The 1382-nt window shown below is 39.8% G+C and carries 3 protein-coding genes; all 3 read right to left on the bottom strand.

The annotated features are described in order from the left end of the window. Nucleotides 1–55 precede the first annotated feature (55 nt). The 3 genes from J1785_RS01010 to J1785_RS01000 are packed head-to-tail and all read right to left on the bottom strand — an operon-like array spanning nucleotide 56 to nucleotide 1341. Entirely contained in the window at nucleotides 56–541 is a 486-nt protein-coding gene (locus J1785_RS01010; RefSeq protein WP_129990440.1) for an Hcp family type VI secretion system effector, read from the bottom strand. Nucleotides 542–556: 15 nt separating this feature from the next. Continuing rightward, on the bottom strand, nucleotides 557–883 hold the full coding sequence (locus J1785_RS01005) for a DUF1493 family protein (RefSeq protein WP_037037295.1): 327 nt from the start codon (nucleotides 881–883) through the stop codon (nucleotides 557–559). Then, nucleotides 877–1341 carry an STM2901 family protein gene (locus J1785_RS01000; RefSeq protein WP_217218593.1) on the bottom strand — a complete coding sequence of 155 codons (465 nt, stop codon included), beginning with the start codon at nucleotides 1339–1341 and terminating at the stop codon, nucleotides 877–879. The genes J1785_RS01005 and J1785_RS01000 overlap by 7 nt, the downstream gene beginning before the upstream one ends. Between the last annotated feature and the right edge of the window lie 41 nt (nucleotides 1342–1382).

The raw sequence follows: 1382 nt of genomic DNA, 5'->3' as shown, positions 1-1382 counted from the left end.
ACTGATACTTACTGATCGTATTATATCAATAGGGGCTATATCAGCCCCAAATGTATTATGCTGTAGTTCGTTCGTTCCAAGCATCGGTATATTGAATGTTGCCATCAACATACTTCCAAGTGATTTTTTCATAACGTAGTGCAACGTTTTCCATATGGCCTGTGCCAGGACAGCCACGGGTATCGTGCATCATTGGAGTTACCGAAATGACTTTCACATTTTCAAGCAGAATGTTGAAGTACTCGACTTCCTGCCCTGCATCGTTGATACAATACCATTTGATTTCGGCAGAGTGTAACGTTTGACCTGTACCAACTGCCTTGTATAAGTAAGGACTTGATGAGTCGATTTCCTTATCAAACTGGAAAGGGGCATGTTGTCGAGTGCCTGTTAGCTTCCCTGTGTTGCTATCAGTTGGGATACTCAGGTTATGGTGAATCGATCTTAGTTCTATGCTTCCTTCACGATCCTTTACATCAGATGAACCACGGATATTTGCACCGCCATCGTCTTTAAGCCATAAGTGAACTGGTACAGCCATTGATTTAGCTCCTTGCTAATCGTACAACCATTTACCGGCTTTTGCCGACTCTATCAACATACCAATAGTAAAATCTGGTACCTGAACTGGAATTACTTTTTTGAATGGATTCCAAGAAACGCGTACATCTGGGTAATATGTTTCAGTACTATAATTACCTTTTTCAACATTGAACTTTGCAAAGTACTCATTCATTAAATCATCAATTTCATACTCATCAATGCTTAGGTCAGTATCGAGATCTGTATCAGGTGTTAGTTCTACCTTTTTAATATTGAACAAATATGTACCGGCATAAGGTCGGATGAAGTCATAGATTTGTTGTTCAACATTGTCTACCATAATTTATCATTTTCCCTTGCTATCATGTTGTAATCACGAATTGACTTGTAAGTGATTTCAGAAACATCAGCAGCAAGTACGATAATACCAAGTAAGGGAATACTCCGGCCTACGAATGGGGCTATATTACGTACCATGACTCGTCTTGTTGTCCAAGGCGTGTATCCCCCTAACCAAGTTGGTAGCGAGATTCCAAAAGGAAATTTCGACTTCTTAAAGACATTACGTGCTGCTTTAGATGCGTATGAAGTACCTTTAGTAGCCCCCATTGGTTTCGCTCTGGTTGATTGATCATTTCTGCCAGAAAGAATTGCAACTATAGCTCCGAAATCTACGATACCTAAACCGAATTGATCTACTGTATGTTCGCAGAAGATCATAAAAAGCATCTCACCAGCAGTTAAATTTGACTTACCCGCATAAAAGTAAGTTCCATTTAGTTCTTCAACCGTATCCATACCTTCCCCTTTTACGTGACGTCTAAAGAGTATACAACTGA

The organism is Rahnella perminowiae, assembly GCF_019049755.1.
Lineage (GTDB): Bacteria > Pseudomonadota > Gammaproteobacteria > Enterobacterales > Enterobacteriaceae > Rahnella > Rahnella perminowiae.
This window is presented reverse-complemented; position numbering and strand designations above follow the sequence as displayed.